This is a genomic window from Gymnodinialimonas phycosphaerae (genome assembly GCF_019195455.1).
Taxonomy (GTDB): Bacteria; Pseudomonadota; Alphaproteobacteria; order Rhodobacterales; family Rhodobacteraceae; genus Gymnodinialimonas; species Gymnodinialimonas phycosphaerae.
In genome coordinates this window covers 2,737,731-2,751,603 of the sequence record NZ_JAIMBW010000001.1, presented here as the reverse complement: position 1 = coordinate 2,751,603, position 13,873 = coordinate 2,737,731, and the positions used below count along the sequence as shown (strand labels likewise).

Below are 13,873 nucleotides of genomic sequence, written 5' to 3'. Positions count from 1 at the left end.
ATGCTATATCACTTGGTGATGTTGGAGCCCGACGGGCCGGACGCAATGCCCGCGATCAAGGAGGCGATGGCGATCCTGGAAACCCTCGCGCCCGATCTTCCCGGCCTGAAAGAATTCCGCCATGGCCCCAACCGCGATTTTGAAAACAAGTCCGAGCGGTATCCCTACGGGTTTCTCTGCACCTTCACCGACAAGACCGCGCTGGACACCTATGCTGCCAACCCGACGCACCAGCGCGCGGGGGCGCTGTTGGTGGCGTCGTGCAAGAATGGCGCGGACGGGATCTTTGTCGTCGATCTGGAGGTCTGAGGCTGGCGCGATGTGCCGTTTGCGGGCAAGGTAACGCCCGAGCAGCAGATGCGGAAAACCGCCATGAGTGACCCCAAGTCCCTAGCGCTATTCTATGTCGCCGATGGCTATCGGCTGGAAAAGCAATCGTGGCTCCTGTCGGCCTCGCTTGCCAAGGCCCATGAGGGTGATGCGCGGGTCAGGCAAGTCGCCTATGCCACGGCTCCGAACCGCGCCGAGATGCGCGATATCACCCACGCGATCTATGAGGTCTGCGGGGTGGAATTGCGGACGCTGAGTGCGCCGCCGAAGTGGAAAAAGCCCTATCCTCACGGCAACAAGATCGTGGCCGCCTGCGATGACCGGGGCGCGACGCATTCGGTATTCCTCGACACGGATATGGCCTGCACGGCGTCCCTGGCGGAGTTCATGGACCTTGCGCCGGACACCTGCGCCGCCGCGCCTGAGGGGCGGCCCACATGGGGCGGCAAGAACGCCCGCTGGACAAGGGCCTATGCCCATTTCGACATGGAGGTGCCCAAGGAACGGGTCAAACTGCTGCGCGGGGCGAAACTGGAATACGTGCCCTATTTCAATGCAGGCCTTGTCGCGTTCCCCGAGGCCAAGCAGGACGATGGACGACGTTTCGGGGAACACTGGCTGGATACCGCGCTGGATTTTGACCTGAATTGCGCGATTGCCAACAAGCGCCCCTGGCTGGACCAGATCACCCTCCCGCTGACGATGAAGCGGTTTGGCTACAAGACGCGGGTACTGGACGAGCTACACAATTACTCGCTGTCACACCGGATGGATTACAGCCAGACACCGGACGCGGTGATCCTGCATTATCACCGGATGCGGTTCCTTTATCAGTCGCCGCAATGGCCGGACTTGCGCGACACGCTGGTCGACAAGATGCCAAGCGCGCACCGCGATGAATTGGACGCTCATATCAAGGATATCGAGTCGTCGCTTGACGCAGAAGACAGCAGCGCGTCGACCTGAGCGCGCGTCGGCATCGACGCGGCGGTGCCGTGTTTGGTGACGCAAAGCGCAGAGGTGGCGGTGGCGAACCGTAGCGCTTTTTCAATAGGATAGCCCTCAGCCAGTGCGGTGGCGAAGGCGCCGTTGAAGGCGTCGCCCGCCCCGGTGGTGTCGACGACGGGCCCTGCATCCATGGCCTTGGTGTGGATCGCGCGCGCCCCGTCCCAGAAAAGCGACCCGGCCTCGCCCAGGGTGATCACCACGCCCTTTCGCACCCCCACCGCAAGCAGCGCCTTTGCCGCGACAAGCGCCTCTTCCACCGACGTGACCGGCAAGCCGGAAAGTGCCTCGGCCTCTGTCTCATTCGGGGTCACGTAGTCGCAAAGCGCCAGCATGCCGTCGGGCAAGTCTGCTGCGGGCGCTGGGTTGAGGATCGTGGTGACGCCGCCCGCGCGCGCTAGTTCCAGAAAACGGACGGCGGCGTCCATCGGCTGTTCCAGCTGGGTCAGGGCGACCTTCGCGGCCGCGATGTCATTGCTGCGGGCTTCCACGTCCGTGGCGCTTAAATGCCCGGAAGCTCCCGGCGCGATGACGATGGCGTTGCGGCCCGACGTTTCCTCGATGAAGATCCCGGCCGATCCGGTGGGCACATCCGGGTCCTCCACCACAAGGGGCTGGACGCCTGCCTGCGCCCAGACATCGCGGCCCATCTTCCCGAAAGTATCAGCCCCGATCCGGCTGATGAACGCCACGTCGCCCCCCGCCTTCGCCGCTGCCACCGCCTGGTTGGAGCCTTTGCCGCCGGGGCCAAGTTGAAACCCGGTGCCCAAAAGTGTTTCACCGACCGCAGGCATCCGCGCTGTCCGGTAGGCAGCATCGGCGACGAAGACGCCCAGAATGATTATATCGGCCATGTGCTTCCCCCCTTGGCGTTCCCGCCAGAGCCAAGCATGATGCCCGCGATCAACGCAAGGGAGCCAACGGAAATGAAGTTTGTAAGATGGGGTGAGGCGGGCGCAGAGAAGCCCGGCGTTTTGGATGCAGACGGCAAGGTCCGCGATCTGAGCGGAGTTGTGGCCGATATCGATGGCACCACGCTGGCCACCATGCCCGAGATTACGCCCGAAACGCTGCCCTTGGCCGGTGACGTGCGCCTTGGGCCCTGCGTGGGCAGCGTGGGCAAGCTGGTGTGCGTGGGCCTGAATTATGCCGACCATGCCGCCGAGGGCGGATGGGATGTCCCGACGGAACCGGTACTGTTCATGAAAGCCACCACCTCGATCTCGGGTCCCAATGATCCGGTGATCCTGCCACCGGGCAGTGAAAAGACCGATTGGGAGGCGGAACTGGCCTTCGTCATCGGCACCCGCGCCAAGAACACCACCGACGGTGCCGCGCATATCGCAGGCTATTTCATCCTCAACGACATCAGTGAACGTGCGTGGCAGCAAGAGCATGGCGGCCAGTGGACCAAGGGCAAATCCCACGACACCTTTGCGCCGATGGGGCCATGGCTGGTGACACCTGACGAGTTGGGCGCGCCCACGGGGCGGGCCATCTGGCTGGAGGTGGATGGCAAGCGGATGCAGGACGGCACCACCGACACGATGATCTTCAAGCCGGATTTCATCGTCGAATACATCAGCCGTTTCATGACGTTGGAGCCCGGCGACGTGGTCACCACCGGCACGCCTCCCGGCGTCGGATTGGGCAAGAGCCCGCAGGTCTTCCTGCGTGCGGGGCAAGAGATGCGGCTGGGCATCGATGGCCTGGGCGAGCAGCGGCTTCCGGTGCAGGGGGCTTGATCCGCAACACTGGGGCTGAAAACATGGCAGCTTGCCTTGTTGCCAAGGCCCCAGCCGCCTACATCGCATTGCATGAAACGTTTTATCCCCTTCCTTTCCTCTGATCCCAAAGTTGCCGTGATCCGCCTTCAAGGCGCGATTGCGGCTAACGCGCGCGGGGGCATCAGCGATGCCACTTTCGCACCGGTAATCGAGAGGGCTTTTTCAAAGGGCAAACCCGCCGCCGTGGCGTTGGTGATCAATTCGCCCGGCGGCTCGCCGGTGCAATCGGCACTGGTCGCCGCGCGCGTCCGGCGGTTGGCCAAAGAGAAGGACGTGAAGGTCCACGCCTTCGTGGAGGATGTGGCGGCCTCGGGCGGGTACTGGCTGGCCTGCGCCGCCGATGACATTTGGGTCGACCCGTCCTCGATCGTGGGGTCCATCGGCGTGGTCTCGGCGGGTTTTGGTTTCGTGGAGGCCTTGGGCAAGCTGGGCGTCGAGCGTCGCGTTCATACCGCCGGCGAAAACAAGAGCATCCTTGACCCGTTCTCGCCGGAAAAGGCCGAGGATATCGAGCGGCTGAAAGCATTGCAGACGGATATTCACGCGTCGTTCATCGAGCATGTGAAGACGCACCGGGGCACGCGCCTGAAGGACGACCCCGAGATGTTTACCGGCGCTTTCTGGACCGGGGCCAGGGGTGTGGAGCTTGGCCTTGCCGATGGCATCGGCCACCTCGTGCCGAAGATGAAAGAACTCTACGGCGCGAAAGTGAAATTCGCGGCCTACGAGCCGAAGAAACCCCTGATCCCGCGCTTTGGGGCGCAGGTCTTGGCGGATCTGGACCAAAGCATGGAGGAGCGCGCGCTGTATGCGCGGTTCGGGCTGACGTGATGTTGAAGATCGTCACCCTTTTCCTGATCGGCATGGCGGTTCTGGCGATGTTCGGAAAGCTGCATTGGCTGGGCGGGCGCATTGGGCGCAACCGCCAGAACGGTGCGCTTCCGAAACCGCGTACCTGCCCCGACTGCGGGCGGATGAACCTGCGCGGCGGCAAGTGCCGTGTCTGCCGAGAGGGCGGGAATGATTGACGAATTCGGGTTTGCGGTCCTGGGGCTGGTGATCCTGCTTCTGGCCGGTGACGTATTGGTCAAGGGCGCGGTGAACCTTGCGCTGCGACTGGGCATCCCGGCGCTGATCGTATCGCTGACCATCGTGGCCTTCGGCACCTCGGCGCCTGAGTTGCTGATCTCGATCCAATCCATCCTCGACGGTGTGCCGGGCCTTGCGCTTGGCAACGTTGTGGGGTCGAACACCGCCAACGTGCTGCTGGTCCTCGGCATCCCCGCGTTGATGGCAGGCCTCGCCGCCACCAGCGACACCCGGCGTGAATACATGTTCATGATGGCCGCCACGGTCCTTTTCATTGCCCTCTCATTCATGGGGCCGCTGACCTGGTGGCACGGGATCATCTTGTTGGCGGGCCTCGCGTTCGTGTTGGGCGACGCCGTGCGCAAGGCCCGCGCGCACCGCAAGGCCGTGAACGGTGCGGTGGATGAACTGGACGAGTTGGAAGAGGCCGACCCGGACATGCCGTGGTGGAAGATCGGTCTTTACCTGGTGCTGGGTCTGGTTGGCCTGCCGCTGGGGGCGAGCCTGCTGATCGACAGCGCGACGGCGATTGCGACGGAATACGGCATCAGCGATGCGGTCATCGGCCTGACGCTGGTGGCGGTGGGCACATCGTTGCCGGAACTGGCCACCACGGTCATGGCCGCGCTGCGGCGTCAGGCGGACGTGGCGATCGGCAACGTGATCGGGTCGAACGTCTTCAACCTTCTGGCAATCATCGGTGTTGCGGTCTTCGTGGGGCCCATTCCCGTCGACCCGGAAATCCTGCGCTTTGATCTGTGGGTCATGCTGGCGGCGTCCCTTATTCTGGCGCCGTTCGTCTTTTTCCGCTGGGGCATGGGCCGCGTGGTCGGTCTGGCTTTCACTGCGCTTTATGTGGGCTATATCTTGCTGCTCTTGGCTTAGGGAGCTTCCGAGACATGACAGCATTGGTAACAGGGGCGGCCAAACGCCTGGGTCGCGCGATTGCGTTGGAACTGGCCGCCCAGGGTCACGACGTGGCGATCCATTACAACAGTAGCGCAGAGGCCGCCGAGGCCACCGCCGACGAGGCCCGCGCCTTGGGTGTGCGGGCCGTGGCGTTGCAAGCGGACCTGCTGGACGAGGACGCCGTGGCGGGCCTGATGCCCCGTGTCATCGACGCGCTCGGCCCGGTGCAGGTGCTGGTCAACAACGCCTCGGTCTTTGACTACGACAACATCGAAACCGCCACGCGGACCACGTGGGATGCCCACATGATGTCCAACCTGCGCGCGCCTTTCGTGCTGACCCAGGCCTTGGCGGCGCAGCTGCCAGACCCGGTGATGGATGAGGGCGCAGAGCCCGTGGCCCAGGGCCTTGTGGTGAACATGGTGGACCAGCGGGTTCGCAAATTGACGCCCGAGTTCATGACCTACACCCTTGCCAAGATGGGCCTGTGGACCTTCACCCAAACCGCCGCGCAGGCCCTTGCGCCGCGCTGCCGTGTCAATGCCATCGGCCCCGGCCCCACGATGCAGGGCGCCCGCCAATCGGCCAAACACTTCGCCGCACAGCGCGCCGCGACCGTTCTGGAGCGCGGCGCAGGCCCGGTCGAAATCGTGGAGGCGCTGCGGTATTTTCTGTCGGCAAAAGCGGTCACGGGGCAACTTTTGTGCGTGGATGGGGGCCAACATCTGACGTGGCAAACGCCGGATGTCCTGGGCGTAGAGTGATTTGGGATACTAGTGTTCTCCACCGGAGCCCCTATTTTGGTAACCTTCATGAAGATATCATTAATGGCACGACTTCAGAGATTAAGGACATGTTTTTACGGTTTAAAAACAAGGGCTTGAAGATTCGCCTAAAAAATAGGCAAATCGTAGAACCCCGCCTAAAACAAGGGAAAAACCGCAATGCCAAAGAGTTCTCCGCAGGGTTATCCACACAAACAGTGGAAAGCTAAGGGCTTGATCTGGACGCCGCCGCATTGCAGCAAGCAAAAGAATCACAAAACTGTCACATTCGATGGAAAATGAGACCGAAAAAACGGCTGACGCGGCCTCCGCAGAGCAGCGCAATGAGATCGCCGCGCCGGTAAAGCCGGGTCACGAGATAATTGCGGATTATGTCCGGACGCTCGACATGAGCCCCGGGGTCTACCGCATGCTCGATAGCCAGTCGCGGGTGCTCTACGTCGGCAAGGCCCGCGCCCTCAAGCGCCGCGTCGCCAATTACGCCAAACCCTCCGGCCACTCGCCGCGTATCGCGCGGATGATCCGCGACACCGCCTCGATGATGTTCCTCACCACCCGCACGGAAACCGAGGCGCTTCTGCTCGAACAAAACCTCATCAAGCAGCTCAAGCCCAAGTTCAACGTGCTGCTGCGCGACGACAAATCCTTCCCCAACATCCTCGTCTCCGACACCCACGCCTTTCCCCAGATCAAGAAGCACCGGGGCGCGAAGAAAGAGAAGGGCAGCTACTTCGGTCCCTTCGCCAGTGCGGGCGCCGTTAATCGATCCCTGAACCAGTTGCAGCGCGTGTTCCTTTTGCGCAATTGCACCGATGCGGTGTTCGAAAGCCGCACGCGTCCCTGTCTGCTTTATCAGATCAAGCGGTGTAGCGGGCCTTGCGTGGGCCACATCAGCGAAGCGGATTACGGTGCCTCGGTGAAGGACGCCGTGCGGTTCCTGAAAGGCGACAGCACCGATTTGCAACGTCAGTTGGCGGATGCCATGGCAGAGGCCTCGGAAGCCATGGAGTTCGAGCGCGCCGCCGCGCTCCGCGACCGGATCCGGGCGTTGACCAACGTGCAAAGCGCGCAAGGCATCAACCCGCAGGGCGTGAAAGAGGCCGACGTGATCGCGCTGCATATGGAAGGGGGGCAGGCCTGCGTGCAGGTGTTCTTCATCCGCGCCAACCAGAACTGGGGCAACCGCGATTTCTACCCGCGTGTGGGCCCCGACATCGAAGAGCCCGAGGTGCTGGAGGCGTTCCTGGGCCAGTTCTACGACACCAAGGAACCGCCCCGCCAACTCCTCCTGTCCCATCCCGTCGAATCCATGGACCTGATGGCCGACGCCCTCTCCGGCAAACGGGGGGCGAAGGTGGAAATCCTTGTGCCCCAGCGCGGCGAAAAGGCCGAGCTGGTGGACGGCGCGCGGCGCAACGCGCGCGAAAGCCTTGGGCGGCGGATGGCCGAGAACCAGGCGCAGGGCAAGCTGCTGGATGGCTTGGCAGGTGCCTTCGGGCTGGATGGCCCGCCCAAGCGCGTGGAGGTCTATGACAACAGCCACATTCAGGGCGCCCATGCCGTGGGCGCGATGATCGTGGCGGGGCCGGAAGGGTACCTGAAGTCCCAGTACCGCAAGTTCAACATCCGCGGCGACAGCCTGACCCCCGGCGATGACTTCGGGATGATGAAAGAGGTGCTCACCCGCCGTTTCGCCCGTCTGTTGAAGGAAGACCCGGACCGCGAAACCGAGGCCTGGCCGGATCTGCTGTTGATCGACGGCGGCGCGGGGCAGGTGTCAGCGGTGAAAGAGATCATGGATGAATTGGGCGTTGATGACGTGCCGTTCATCGGCGTGGCCAAGGGCATCGACCGCGATCAGGGCAAGGAAGAATTCTACGTGCCCGGCAAGTCTGTCTTCGCGTTGCAACGCAATGATCCGGTGCTCTATTTCGTGCAACGGATGCGTGACGAGGCACACCGCTTTGCCATCGGCGCACACCGCGCAAAACGCTCCAAGGCTGTCTCCGCCACACCGCTGGACGATGTGCCGGGCGTGGGCGCGGCGCGCAAGCGGGCGCTGCTGGCCCATTTCGGCAGCGCCAAGGCGGTGGCCCGCGCCAACCTGTCGGACCTGACGGCGGTGGATGGCGTCTCCGAAGGGTTGGCCCAGAAGATCTACGATTTCTTTCATGATCAAGCGTGAAGGCAGGCGTGAGGGCAAGCGTAGGGCAAGCGTAGGCATCAGGGGGCGGGTTTTCCGCCGCTTCCCACACGCCGCGTGGCGGGTAAACACTCTCAAGATCCCACAGCCAAGAAGCCGCCCATGAAACTTCAATCGCTCTTCTCCATTGTGATCTCTGTCGTCGTTGTCGGTGGCCTTGCTTTGAACGCGCTGCAAGAGCTGACCTCGGAAACCGAACTGACCGTGCGGGTGATCCTCAGCGAAAGTGATGAGGATATCACCCACCTCGCCCAGATCGAGGCGTTCGAGACCTACATCCCCCAACCCGGCGAGGATTTTGAACCCAATCAACGTTTTGGCCCGATCTTCCCCGTCGATGACCGCCCCAACGTGTTTCTTCTGGAAGGCAGCGTTCAGGCTGGGTTTACCGTCAGTTTCGGCGGCGTTGAGATGAACACGATCGCCACCCAAGGCGGCGGTGGCGGCGGAACCCTGGCGCGCACGCTGACCTTCCCCACCCTCTACGGCCTCGTGCGGCTGGATGTACAGAATGCGGGCGCGCAGCCCTTCGTGGTGCAGGCCGAAGGCACGCCGCCGCCCCGCGCGGTCTCGTCGCTCTACGTGACGCAAGAACAAGAGGTGCCCGCGGATGGCCAGATGGTCTTCCTGCTGCCCCAGGGCGAGTGGACATTTACAGCGTCGGACAACGCGGGCCAGCCCCTGTCCGTCGCCGTGCCGCGCGGCGCAAGCGTGGATGCCACGCTGGACCTGCACGCGGGGGGCTGATCGCCGGTCCGTGGCACGTTTTGGCCCTGCTCCAGTGGTTGCCAAAAGGTTAACAAATTTTCGATAAATGTTCCGTTTCAATGGTTTAGGTAGGGTGCTCAAGCTTGAGCACCCCTGCACACCCCCCAGCACCCGCCCTGCATGCCCCCCTGGGGCTTCCCATCCCCTCTGGCAAGTGTCCCGCACAAACGCTAGGTGTAGGCCATGCAATGGAACGTGCCCAATATCCTGACCCTCGTGCGCCTGATCGCGGCGCCGATGGTGGGGTTTGTCTTCCTCTTCCTGCCGCGCCCCTTCGCCGATTGGGTGGCCCTGTTTTTGTTCATGGGCGCGTCGATGACGGACTACCTCGACGGCCTTCTGGCGCGCAAATGGGGGCAGGAAAGCCGCTTCGGTGCGATGCTGGACCCAATCGCCGACAAGGCCATGGTGGTGATCGCGCTGGCCGTCCTGCTGGTCATCCTCAGCCTCGATCACGGCTGGTCCGCCCTCGTCCTCATCCCGGTGATCGTGATCCTGTTCCGAGAGATCTTCGTATCGGGCCTGCGCGAATTTCTAGGCGCGCACGCAGGCACGTTGCAGGTCACCAAGCTGGCGAAGTGGAAGACGACGTTGCAAATGGTCGCCATCGGCTTGCTGTTTTGCTGGGGCCTGTTCACCCATTACCTATGGGCGTTGACCATAGGTATGGATGCGACCCTGTTCGAAGCTATCCTGGCGGGCGACATCGCCGATGAATTCGGCCTGTTCTGGATCGAATTCGGTTCCTTCTGGAGCGGCATCGTCGGGCTCATCCTGCTGTGGCTCGCCGCCGTTTTGACCGCCGTCACCGGCCTCGACTATTTCATGAAAGCCCGCCCTTTCTTGCAGGAGGACCCCTGATGGATCTGCGCTACTTTGCCTGGCTTCGCGAACGGATCGGCACCGGCCATGAAGTGGTCGAAACCCAGGCCACCACGGTGGCCGAGTTGATCGAAGAACTGAAGACGCGCTCTGATGCCCATGCCTTTGCCCTGTCGGACCTGAAATCGGTGCGCGCGGCCGTCGACCAGCAGTTGGTGAGCTTTGACGCGTCCCTGGAGGGCGCGCGCGAAGTGGCGCTGTTCCCGCCGATGACCGGGGGCTGAGGCCCATGGCCGAGCACGTACACGTCCATGCCGAGCCGTTTGATCAGGGGGCCGCGTTGAACGCGTTCTCTGAAGCGGCGGCGGGCGCCGGTGCGATTGTCAGCTTCACCGGGGTCACCCGCGATGTGGCTGATGGAGATATGGTCGCCATGGAGATCGAGCACTACCCCGGCATGACGGAACGCGCGCTCAGTGATATCCGCGCCGAAGCGATGGAACGGTTCAAGCTGACAGACGCCATGGTCATCCACCGCCACGGACGGCTGGCGCCGGGCGAGGTCATCATGATGGTTGCCACCGCCTCGAAACATCGGGCGGATGCGTTCCAGGGGGCGGAGTTCCTGATGGATTACCTGAAGTCCCGGGCGCCGTTCTGGAAGCGTGAGATCACGGCGCGGGGCGCCGATTGGGTCGCTGCAAAAGATGAGGATGAGGCCGCCCTGGATCGGTGGTAAGCCCGCGTCGCGCGGAAAAAGCGCAGTCCCGCAAAGGCAACAGACGCCCAAAGCGGTCGTTCAGGTGTTCTGGTTGATCGATTCCACGTAGTTCCGAAGCTCTTCGGATTCCGTGCGGGCCTCTCGCAGTCCGTCCATGGCGGCGCGCAATTCCGCCTCGGTCTGGCTGAGTTGGTTGGTCAGCTCTCCCTCCCGCTGCTGCAGATAGGCAATCGCCTGATCCCGGGTTTCCTCGGCGTCGTGCAGGGCGCGCGCGAGGTTCTCCATCTCGCCCAGATCGGCCGAGGACACCTGGTTGAACCGTGTCACCAGCCAATGGGCCAACCACCCGAGGGCAAAAGCCACGAAAAGAATAATGGCGATGGCGATGATGAATTCGAGCCGGTTCATGGGGCCTTCGCTTTCTGCATTGAGGGCAACGCGCCCCCGGACTGTAATCTAGTTTCCATCCGGTGGCTCCGGACGGGGCAAGGGGGTGATTTCAAACGGCCAATCCGCGATGGCCCCTTGGGCGAGAATGCCTGCGCGCGTGCGGGGCTGGTCGTCGGCGTCGGCGGCCACCTCGGCCACCTCGGCGGTGGCCAGCAGCCGGAAGTCGATGCGGCGGTTCTGCTCGCGCCCGTCTTCGGTTTCGTTGTCGGCGATGGGTTGGCTTTCGCCATAGCCCTGCGCCGTCAGGTTCGAGACCAGCACACCGCGCGCCAGCAGCCCGTTCAGCACCGCATCGGCGCGCGCCTGGCTGAGGTTCAGGTTCATGTCCTCGCCCCCCTGCGCATCGGTATGCCCGCCGATCTCCATGCGCACATGCATGCAATCGGGCAGGATCTCGGCGATGCGGTCCAGCACTTCGCCGGCGGTTTGGTTGATCTCGGTCGAGCCGGGATCGAAGGTGATCTTGGTCTCGTCCTGAATCTCGCGGATGCGCGCTTCGCATTGCTCGGGCGTGGGTTGCGAGGCGACGGGGTCCAGCGCCTCGTCATAACGCACATCCATCTGGAAGTTCACGCCCGGCCCCAGATCCTCCGAGATCTGGCGGGTCAACGCAGAGATCATCTCGCTATCGCCGGTGCGCCCGGACAGGCGCAGGGTGTCAGGCTCGACCGTCAGGGTGCCGTCCTCCAGTTGCGACAGCGCGGTGAGGCCCGCCATGACGCGCACGGACCAGCCCTGCGGCAGGTCGGCAACTGCGCGGGTCGCGATATCGGTTCGCCCTGCCCCGAACGTGGCCGTCGCGAAGGCCTGGACCGAGGCGCCGACGGCCCCGCTGGGCAAGCGGCCCCGCAAGCGCACGCCATCTTCGGGGTGCAGCGTTGCCGTGAACCGCGCGGGCCCGGCGCTTTCCAACGTCTCCGGCTCGGGCAGAACGGCTTGCAGCGAGAAGACATCGGGCAGATCGGCGCCCAATTCTCCGACCACTGTGTCGAAAAGTTCCTGCGGCGTGCCTTGGGCCGCGATCAGGGTCACATCCGCGTCCGACAGTGTAACGCTGCCCTCGCCCAGTTCCGCAAGGGCCGCGATCGAGGTGGCGACGGCATCGCCCCAGGACGGCGACGGCACGCCAAGACCGATGGTGCAGGGCACGTTGCCGGTAATCCCGGCAGCTCGCGCGGCGGCGACGATCTGGTCGCGGGTCTCGGGGGTGTCGGCGGTGCAGGTCTCGAACCGGGCGCCACCGGCATCGCGCACGAAACGCAGGGTGAACGGCGTGATGACGGGACGCGGGGCAGAGATGTCGAGGACGATCTCGACGCCCGCCGGTTGGTTCTGTTGCAGGCGCGCGATGAATTCGGCGCGTTGCTCGCGGGTTTCGCCGACGGCCTCGATCTCGACGCGGTCCGCCAGAACTGTGACCTTGGCGCGCGGCAGGGTCTCCAGCGCGCGCAGCCCGTAGGCCAGCGCCGCCTCCCAGGTCTCGGGCGCCTCCAGGTCCGCCATTTCGACCATGTTCACCACGTCCGCCGATCCGGCGATATCGGCGATGGCTTCGGCCACGGCGAAGGCTTCGTCGCCCTGGGGGCCGGGGATCAGCCCGATCAGTTGGATGCCATCGCTGTTGCGCAACATATCGAGGGAAAAGCGCGGGGCCACGGTGGCGTCCAGGGCGGCGACTTCCAACCGGTTGATCACCCGGTCCGCGTCCACAATCGCGCTGGCGCGGGTCTGGGCGCGGAAACGGGACGCCTCATCCGGGGCGGTGCCGTCAAGAAACACCTGCAACCCGTTCGCCGAGACGTCCACCCAAGCGATCCCGTCAGCCTCCAGCGAGGTGACGATATCCTCGGTCGAGCGTCGCTCGATCGCCAGCGCGGCAACGATCGCCGTCACGATGGCCAAGCCGGCAGCCACCGCGAAAGAGACGGGGCCGACCAGGGTGGATATGCGGTCTTTATCTAACATGGACGTTGTGCGCGATCCCTGCTCGGGGCCTATATATAGTCGTGCAGTAACCCGTCCCGCGGGTGCTTTCAATCAAACGAGTGCGGCGACGGCAAAAAACAGCGTAGGGATCAGGCCCGCGTTCCGGTTCGACCGGAAGAGCCGCATGCAGGTGTCGGAATCGTCGATATCCAGCTGGATCAACTGCCACGCCAGATGCCACCCCATGGCCCAGACGCCAAGGATGCCGATCACCAGAGAAAGGGGGTTTTGCAGGGGCAAAAGCGCCACGACAGCGCCCGCGCCCAGTAGGCACACCGTCGCCATGAGGAACAGGCGAAGCCACCACTTGGTATGCCCGCCAAAGAGACGCGCGGTGGATTTGATGCCGATCAGCGCGTCATCCTCACGGTCCTGATGGGCGTAGATGGTATCGTAAAAGAGCGTCCAGGAGATGCCGCCGAGGTAAAGCAGGACCGGCGCAAGTGACAGGCTGCCGGTGTGGGCGGTCCATGCCAGAAGGGCGCCCCAGTTGAAGGCAAGGCCGAGGAATACCTGCGGCCACCACGTGAAGCGCTTGGCAAACGGGTAGATGCACACCAGCAGGCAGGAGGCCACGCCAAGGGCGATGGCGGCCCAGTTGAAAGTCAGCAGGATACACAGCGCGACCAAGGCCTGGATCACCATCCAGCCAAGGGCCCCTTTGACCGAAACTTGCCCCGAGGGAATGGGCCGAGAGGCGGTACGGGCGACGGCTCCGTCAAGGTCCCGGTCCGTGATGTCGTTCCAGGTACAGCCCGCGCCCCGCATCAGGAACGCGCCGACGGCGCATCCAGCGAAGATCCACGCATCAAAAAGCGCGGCCGTGGATGGCGCGCTGGCAATGGCCAGCATCAGGCCCCACCAACAGGGCAGAAGCAACAGCCAGGTGCCGATGGGGCGGTCGGCGCGCGACAGGCGCAGGTAGGGGCGGGTGGACCTGGGGGCAAGCGTGTCGACCCAATTGCCCGAGACGGCGTCCGCTACTTGCCCATCGCTTTGCGCACTCATACGTTCCGTT

General features: G+C 63.7%; 16 protein-coding genes. 12 read left to right on the top strand and 4 right to left on the bottom strand.

The features are described 5' to 3' along the window. Window positions 1–309: a Dabb family protein gene (locus KUL25_RS13665; RefSeq protein WP_257893443.1), complete on the top strand. Its 309-nt coding sequence runs from the start codon at window positions 1–3 to the stop codon at window positions 307–309. 63 nt (window positions 310–372) lie between these two features. Next, entirely contained in the window at window positions 373–1,296 is a 924-nt protein-coding gene (locus KUL25_RS13660; RefSeq protein WP_257893442.1) for a hypothetical protein, read from the top strand. On the opposite strand, the gene rbsK is transcribed toward KUL25_RS13660, so the two are convergent. Further along, complete coding sequence (gene rbsK, locus KUL25_RS13655; protein WP_257893441.1) at window positions 1,239–2,189, bottom strand: ribokinase; 951 nt, start codon at window positions 2,187–2,189, stop codon at window positions 1,239–1,241. The two genes, KUL25_RS13660 and rbsK, sit on opposite strands and share 58 nt — an antisense overlap. Before the next feature lie 72 nt (window positions 2,190–2,261). On the opposite strand from rbsK, the gene KUL25_RS13650 reads away from it, so the two are divergent. The 10 genes from KUL25_RS13650 (at window position 2,262) to KUL25_RS13605 (ending at window position 10,437) form a co-directional block, all read left to right on the top strand. Next, window positions 2,262–3,080: a fumarylacetoacetate hydrolase family protein gene (locus tag KUL25_RS13650; RefSeq protein ID WP_257893440.1), complete on the top strand. Its 819-nt coding sequence runs from the start codon at window positions 2,262–2,264 to the stop codon at window positions 3,078–3,080. A 72-nt stretch (window positions 3,081–3,152) separates the two neighbouring features. After that, window positions 3,153–3,953 (top strand): S49 family peptidase, encoded by an 801-nt coding sequence (locus tag KUL25_RS13645; protein WP_068359831.1) that lies wholly within the window; start codon window positions 3,153–3,155, stop codon window positions 3,951–3,953. Beyond that, window positions 3,953–4,150: a hypothetical protein gene (locus tag KUL25_RS13640; protein ID WP_235602151.1), complete on the top strand. Its 198-nt coding sequence runs from the start codon at window positions 3,953–3,955 to the stop codon at window positions 4,148–4,150. The genes KUL25_RS13645 and KUL25_RS13640 overlap by 1 nt, the downstream gene beginning before the upstream one ends. Next, on the top strand, window positions 4,143–5,096 hold the full coding sequence (locus tag KUL25_RS13635) for a calcium/sodium antiporter (RefSeq protein ID WP_257893439.1): 954 nt from the start codon (window positions 4,143–4,145) through the stop codon (window positions 5,094–5,096). Before KUL25_RS13640 ends, KUL25_RS13635 begins: the two co-directional genes overlap by 8 nt. A 14-nt stretch (window positions 5,097–5,110) precedes the next feature. Continuing rightward, window positions 5,111–5,884, top strand: a complete 774-nt coding sequence (locus KUL25_RS13630; RefSeq protein ID WP_257893438.1) for an SDR family oxidoreductase — start codon at window positions 5,111–5,113, stop codon at window positions 5,882–5,884. A 292-nt stretch (window positions 5,885–6,176) separates the two neighbouring features. Then, window positions 6,177–8,090 (top strand): excinuclease ABC subunit UvrC, encoded by a 1,914-nt coding sequence (gene uvrC / locus KUL25_RS13625; protein WP_257893437.1) that lies wholly within the window; start codon window positions 6,177–6,179, stop codon window positions 8,088–8,090. A gap of 120 nt (window positions 8,091–8,210) precedes the next feature. After that, window positions 8,211–8,855 carry a hypothetical protein gene (locus KUL25_RS13620; protein WP_257893436.1) on the top strand — a complete coding sequence of 215 codons (645 nt, stop codon included), beginning with the start codon at window positions 8,211–8,213 and terminating at the stop codon, window positions 8,853–8,855. A gap of 204 nt (window positions 8,856–9,059) precedes the next feature. Further along, window positions 9,060–9,737 carry a CDP-diacylglycerol--glycerol-3-phosphate 3-phosphatidyltransferase gene (gene pgsA, locus KUL25_RS13615; RefSeq protein ID WP_257893435.1) on the top strand — a complete coding sequence of 226 codons (678 nt, stop codon included), beginning with the start codon at window positions 9,060–9,062 and terminating at the stop codon, window positions 9,735–9,737. Continuing rightward, window positions 9,737–9,982 carry a molybdopterin converting factor subunit 1 gene (gene moaD, locus KUL25_RS13610; RefSeq protein WP_068359819.1) on the top strand — a complete coding sequence of 82 codons (246 nt, stop codon included), beginning with the start codon at window positions 9,737–9,739 and terminating at the stop codon, window positions 9,980–9,982. Before pgsA ends, moaD begins: the two co-directional genes overlap by 1 nt. Window positions 9,983–9,987: 5 nt before the next feature. Further along, window positions 9,988–10,437, top strand: a complete 450-nt coding sequence (locus KUL25_RS13605) for a molybdenum cofactor biosynthesis protein MoaE (RefSeq protein WP_257893434.1) — start codon at window positions 9,988–9,990, stop codon at window positions 10,435–10,437. A 60-nt stretch (window positions 10,438–10,497) separates the two neighbouring features. Here the strand turns inward: KUL25_RS13605 and KUL25_RS13600 are convergent, their stop codons facing one another. From KUL25_RS13600 to ubiA, 3 genes are all read right to left on the bottom strand, one after another. Continuing rightward, complete coding sequence (locus KUL25_RS13600; protein WP_068359814.1) at window positions 10,498–10,827, bottom strand: hypothetical protein; 330 nt, start codon at window positions 10,825–10,827, stop codon at window positions 10,498–10,500. Between the two features lie 48 nt (window positions 10,828–10,875). Then, a complete protein-coding gene (locus KUL25_RS13595) occupies window positions 10,876–12,834 on the bottom strand; it encodes an OmpA family protein (RefSeq protein ID WP_257893433.1) in 1,959 nt (652 codons plus the stop codon). Between the two features lie 72 nt (window positions 12,835–12,906). Continuing rightward, the gene (ubiA, locus tag KUL25_RS13590; protein WP_257893432.1) at window positions 12,907–13,863 is read right to left on the bottom strand and encodes a 4-hydroxybenzoate octaprenyltransferase; all 957 of its coding nucleotides are present in this window, start codon (window positions 13,861–13,863) and stop codon (window positions 12,907–12,909) included. Between the last annotated feature and the right edge of the window lie 10 nt (window positions 13,864–13,873).

Excerpts from the sequence above, each read along its gene's own strand:
- KUL25_RS13665 (WP_257893443.1), top strand. The coding sequence starts at position 1 with ATGCTATATCACTTGGTGATGTTGGAGCCCGACGGGCCGGACGCAATG.
- KUL25_RS13660 (WP_257893442.1), top strand. The coding sequence starts at position 373 with ATGAGTGACCCCAAGTCCCTAGCGCTATTCTATGTCGCCGATGGCTAT.
- rbsK (WP_257893441.1), bottom strand. The coding sequence starts at position 2,189 with ATGGCCGATATAATCATTCTGGGCGTCTTCGTCGCCGATGCTGCCTAC.
- KUL25_RS13650 (WP_257893440.1), top strand. The coding sequence starts at position 2,262 with ATGAAGTTTGTAAGATGGGGTGAGGCGGGCGCAGAGAAGCCCGGCGTT.
- KUL25_RS13645 (WP_068359831.1), top strand. The coding sequence starts at position 3,153 with ATGAAACGTTTTATCCCCTTCCTTTCCTCTGATCCCAAAGTTGCCGTG.
- KUL25_RS13640 (WP_235602151.1), top strand. The coding sequence starts at position 3,953 with ATGTTGAAGATCGTCACCCTTTTCCTGATCGGCATGGCGGTTCTGGCG.
- KUL25_RS13635 (WP_257893439.1), top strand. The coding sequence starts at position 4,143 with ATGATTGACGAATTCGGGTTTGCGGTCCTGGGGCTGGTGATCCTGCTT.
- KUL25_RS13630 (WP_257893438.1), top strand. The coding sequence starts at position 5,111 with ATGACAGCATTGGTAACAGGGGCGGCCAAACGCCTGGGTCGCGCGATT.
- uvrC (WP_257893437.1), top strand. The coding sequence starts at position 6,177 with ATGGAAAATGAGACCGAAAAAACGGCTGACGCGGCCTCCGCAGAGCAG.
- KUL25_RS13620 (WP_257893436.1), top strand. The coding sequence starts at position 8,211 with ATGAAACTTCAATCGCTCTTCTCCATTGTGATCTCTGTCGTCGTTGTC.
- pgsA (WP_257893435.1), top strand. The coding sequence starts at position 9,060 with ATGCAATGGAACGTGCCCAATATCCTGACCCTCGTGCGCCTGATCGCG.
- moaD (WP_068359819.1), top strand. The coding sequence starts at position 9,737 with ATGGATCTGCGCTACTTTGCCTGGCTTCGCGAACGGATCGGCACCGGC.
- KUL25_RS13605 (WP_257893434.1), top strand. The coding sequence starts at position 9,988 with ATGGCCGAGCACGTACACGTCCATGCCGAGCCGTTTGATCAGGGGGCC.
- KUL25_RS13600 (WP_068359814.1), bottom strand. The coding sequence starts at position 10,827 with ATGAACCGGCTCGAATTCATCATCGCCATCGCCATTATTCTTTTCGTG.
- KUL25_RS13595 (WP_257893433.1), bottom strand. The coding sequence starts at position 12,834 with ATGTTAGATAAAGACCGCATATCCACCCTGGTCGGCCCCGTCTCTTTC.
- ubiA (WP_257893432.1), bottom strand. The coding sequence starts at position 13,863 with ATGAGTGCGCAAAGCGATGGGCAAGTAGCGGACGCCGTCTCGGGCAAT.